Below are 4227 nucleotides of genomic sequence, written 5' to 3'. Positions count from 1 at the left end.
GCTCTATCGCCAGCGCTTCTCGCGCGGCGTGCCGCAAGGCGGGTTGGAGAACCTCGGCGACGTGCACAATCGGCGCGGCACAAAGGTTCGGTTTCACCCGGATCCTGATATTTTCAAGGGTGCGCATTTCGAACCGGCCCGCGTCTACAAGATGGCCCGCTCCAAGGCCTATCTATTCGGCGGCGTCGAAATCCGCTGGAGCTGCGATCCCGCACTGCTCAACGAAAAGGACGAGACGCCGGCCAAGGCGGTGTTCCACTTCCCCGGCGGTCTCGGCGACTATCTCAAGGCCTCGCTCGGCGACGAGATGCAGGTTACCCGAGAGATATTCTCGGGCAAGACCGAGAAGCAGGGCGGCCACGGCGCGATGGAATGGGCCGTCACCTGGTATGGCGGCGACGGCTTTATCAACTCCTACTGCAACACCATCCCGACCGGCGACGGCGGCACCCACGAAATGGGTTTCCGCAACGTGCTGACGCGTGGTCTGCGCGCCTATGCCGACCTCGTCGGCAACAAGCGCGCCTCGATCATGACCAGCGAAGACGTGATGATCTCGGCGGCTGGCATGCTGTCGGTGTTCATCCGCGAGCCGGAATTCGTCGGCCAGACCAAGGACAAGCTCGCGACTGTCGAAGCCATGCGGTTGGTCGAGACCGCGATCCGCGATCCATTCGATCATTGGCTTGCYGACAATCCGCAGGAAGCTTCCAAGCTGCTCGACTGGGTAATCGCGCGGGCCGACGAACGCGTGCGCCGACGCCAGGAGAAGGAAGTTTCGCGCAAGAGCGCCGTGCGCAAGCTGCGCCTGCCCGGCAAGCTCGCCGACTGCACGCAGAATGCCGCCGCCGGCGCCGAGTTGTTCATCGTCGAGGGCGATTCGGCAGGTGGCTCAGCCAAGCAGGCGCGCGACCGCAAGATGCAGGCGATCCTGCCGTTGCGCGGCAAGATCCTCAACGTCGCCAGTGCTGGCCACGACAAGCTCACCGCCAACCAGCAGATCGCCGACCTGATCCAGGCACTGGGCTGCGGCACACGCTCGAAATACCGCGACGAAGACCTTCGCTACGACCGCGTCATCATCATGACCGACGCCGACGTCGACGGTGCCCACATCGCTTCGCTGTTGATCACCTTCTTCTACCAGGAGATGCCGCAGCTGATCCGCGACGGCCACCTCTACATGGCCGTGCCGCCGCTCTACAGCCTGCGCCAGGGTGGCAAGGTCGGCTACGCCCGCGACGACGCCCACAAGGAAGAGCTTTTGCGCACCGAGTTCAACGGGCGTGGCAAGGTCGAGATCGGCCGCTTCAAGGGCCTTGGCGAGATGATGGCGAGCCAGCTCAAGGAAACGACGATGGACCCCAAGAAGCGCACGCTGCTGCGGGTCGACGTGCTTGATACAGAAGACGTCACCAAGTCGGCGGTCGATGCGCTGATGGGCACCAAGCCGGAAGCCCGCTTCCGCTTCATCCAGGACCGCGCCGAATTCGCGCAGACAGAAGTGCTGGATATCTGAGTGCCGGCGGCTGCTCAGGCAGCCGCTATTGCCAGCGCATGGCCACGCGCGTTTTCGCGCAGCGCCTCGAGATGGATCGATTTCACCAATCCGGCCAGTTCGCCTTGAGCCGACTGGCCGCCCAATTCCTTGAGCATCAGCCAGCTGACTTCCTGGGCGCCGGCAATGCGGCGGCCGTTGGCGACCTCGCGCCAGACCTTCAGAGCCCGCAGGATGATCGCATGTGTCGCGTCGGCCAGGCCAGCGGAGCGGAAAAGTGCGCCCAGCGCGACGTCCTGCCCTGCTGACAGCAGCGCCCTCACCCGTGGCTCGTCGCGGCCCGTCAGAACGACCAGGGCGGCGCCGAAAAAGTCGACCTTCCCATGGGCGAGGATGCGAATGATGAAGCTCGCGGTCAGGTCACCGCGCAAACGCAGATGTTCGACCAGCGCCATGTGCTCATCGGTACGGGTGCCTTCGATGAGTGTCAGCGAAGCCTTGACGCAGGCGTCGCGTGTCACTTTTTCGGCGCGCGCAGCGCCCATCAAGGCCATGACGAAGGGCGAGGCCCTCAAGGCTTCGCCGAGCTTGACCAGAAGCAGGTGCCGGCAATCCGATGGCAGGCGCGGATCGGCAACCAAGGCCTCGCGCACCCGCGCGTCATGACCAAAACGCTCTGCCATCCGCCGGAAGCTCAGCGAGGCGATGTTGGCGCCATAGTTTTGCAGCAGGACGACACAAGCGTCAGCCTCGCCGACTTCGGCGATGGCCGCTGCAAGCGACATAGATACAATTGCCCGGTCGGCGACAAGTTTTTGGATAGAGCTTGAGCCTGAAGCCACCCGGTCGATCAGATCGGCATCGGTCAGCAAGGGCGAACGCGCAATGACCATGGCCGCGACGTCTGGCTGATCCGAGGCAAGCGCCGATATGATCTGAAGCGGCGCGTGCATGCTCATCGACAGCGCCTCAGCCAGCGCCTGGCGCACCTTGGATGACGGATCGTCAAGCAGCAACGTTAGCGCAGCTTCAGCAGCACAGCGGTCTTCGAAAGGCATCTCGCGGTTGACATAGGCGCTCGCCAGGGCCGCCGCGGCAGCTGCGCGCTCGCTGACCTTGGCCGTGTCGATCCATCGCAGAAAATGCGAGACAACCATTCGCTTTTTTCGCCCCCGGCAACCCATGCCAATCCCCAGAATCGACCCTAGGAAGAAAAGGTTTACGAACGGTTCACCATATCCGTTAACCCGCTTGCCGCTTGCCGCTTGCTGTGGCAGCGCCTATCAAGCCCTGACAACAGGAGGAAATGCCGATGGCCGGACTGTATCTCGAACAATTCGTGGTTGGTCAGGTGATCCGGCATCAACTCACCAAGACCGTCACCGAGAGCGACAACATGATGTTCTCGACAATGACGCTGAATGCCCAGCCGCTGCACATAGATTTCGACTTCGCCGCCAAGAGCGAGTGGGGCAAGCCGCTGGTCAATTCGCTGTTCACGCTCGGCCTGATGATCGGCATTTCGGTGCACGACACAACGCTCGGCACGACCATCGGCAATCTCGGCATGACCGAAACCACCTTCCCGCATCCGGTCTTTCATGGCGACACCATCCGCGTCGAAACCGAGATCCTGTCCGTACGCGACTCGAAATCGAAAGCCKACCGCGGCATCGTCGAATTCCTGCATCGCGCCTATAATCAGGATGGTGCGCTGGTCGCCAAATGCCAGCGCCAGGCCATGATGAAAAAGAAGGCCGCCTGAAGCGATGCGCTCCCTGTTGTTTGTTCCTGGCGATTCGGAAAAGAAGCTTGAGCGTGGGCTTTCGTCCGGCGCCGACGTGGTCATCGTCGACCTCGAGGATTCGGTTTCATCCGACAACAAGGCGCATGCGCGCGGCGTCGCTGCGGGTTTCATCGCCAGCCGCCGCAGCGAAACGCGCTCTGCGATCTATGTCCGCGTCAACGACCTTTCGACTGGGCTGACCGACGATGACCTCAGGGCGATTGTGCCGATCGCGCCTGACGGCATCATGCTGCCCAAGTCGAACTCGGGTGCTGATGTCCAGCACCTTTCCACCAAGCTGCGTGTACACGAGGCCGAAAACGGCCTGCCGGACGGTGCGATCCGCATCATTCCGATAATCACCGAAACGGCCGGCGGCGTACTTGCAACCGGAAGCTATGCCGGGGCAAGCGCCCGAGTGGCTGGACTGACCTGGGGCGCAGAAGATCTTTCAGCCGCCATCGGGGCGCGCGCCACGCGCGACAGCGATGGCCGCTACACCGATGTATTCAGACTGGCGCGGGCAATGACTGTGCTGGGTGCGGCAGCGGCCGATGTCGCCGCGATCGACACCGTCTTTGTAAATTTCCGAGATGCCGAAGGCCTGCGTGTCGAATGCCTGGACGCCGAGCGCGACGGTTTTACCGCCAAGATGGCAATCCATCCTGCTCAGGTCGCCGTCATCAACGAAGCCTTCACGCCGTCACTTGAAGCCATCGAACACGCAAACGCGGTTGTCGCGGCTTTTCGGGCGGCCGGTAATCCGGGCGTCGTCGGCATCGATGGACAGATGTATGACCGCCCGCATTTGCGCCGCGCCGAGCGTCTTTTGGCACGCGCAATAGCAGCGGGTATCTAGTCTTCCCAGCGCGGACGACGCATGGAAAACACCGCGTCGACGGTCGAATAGTCCATGTAACCCAGCCGGGCGACGTTGCCGGCC

The 4227-nt window shown here is 62.6% G+C and carries 4 protein-coding genes and 1 pseudogene; 3 read left to right on the top strand and 2 right to left on the bottom strand.

From position 1 onward, the window contains the following. On the top strand, positions 1-1519 hold a 1519-nt coding region (locus AC1DUU_RS24735), incomplete at its 5' end, for a DNA topoisomerase IV subunit B (protein WP_476786019.1). 14 nt (positions 1520-1533) lie between these two features. Here AC1DUU_RS24735 and AC1DUU_RS24730 read toward each other — a convergent pair. Beyond that, positions 1534-2655, bottom strand: a complete 1122-nt coding sequence (locus AC1DUU_RS24730) for a DUF2336 domain-containing protein (RefSeq protein ID WP_476786018.1) — start codon at positions 2653-2655, stop codon at positions 1534-1536. 155 nt (positions 2656-2810) lie between these two features. On the opposite strand from AC1DUU_RS24730, the gene AC1DUU_RS24725 reads away from it, so the two are divergent. Together AC1DUU_RS24725 and AC1DUU_RS24720 are read left to right on the top strand one after the other, a co-directional pair. Then, entirely contained in the window at positions 2811-3263 is a 453-nt protein-coding gene (locus AC1DUU_RS24725) for a MaoC family dehydratase (protein ID WP_476786017.1), read from the top strand. A 4-nt stretch (positions 3264-3267) separates the two neighbouring features. Then, entirely contained in the window at positions 3268-4143 is an 876-nt protein-coding gene (locus tag AC1DUU_RS24720) for an HpcH/HpaI aldolase/citrate lyase family protein (RefSeq protein WP_476786016.1), read from the top strand. Here the strand turns inward: AC1DUU_RS24720 and AC1DUU_RS24715 are convergent. Next, positions 4140-4227: pseudogene (locus tag AC1DUU_RS24715) on the bottom strand (flavin reductase family protein); the annotation flags it as partial. The gene AC1DUU_RS24720 and the pseudogene AC1DUU_RS24715 overlap by 4 nt on opposite strands.

Source organism: Aminobacter sp. P4_H6_2, assembly GCF_056400805.1.
This window is presented reverse-complemented; position numbering and strand designations above follow the sequence as displayed.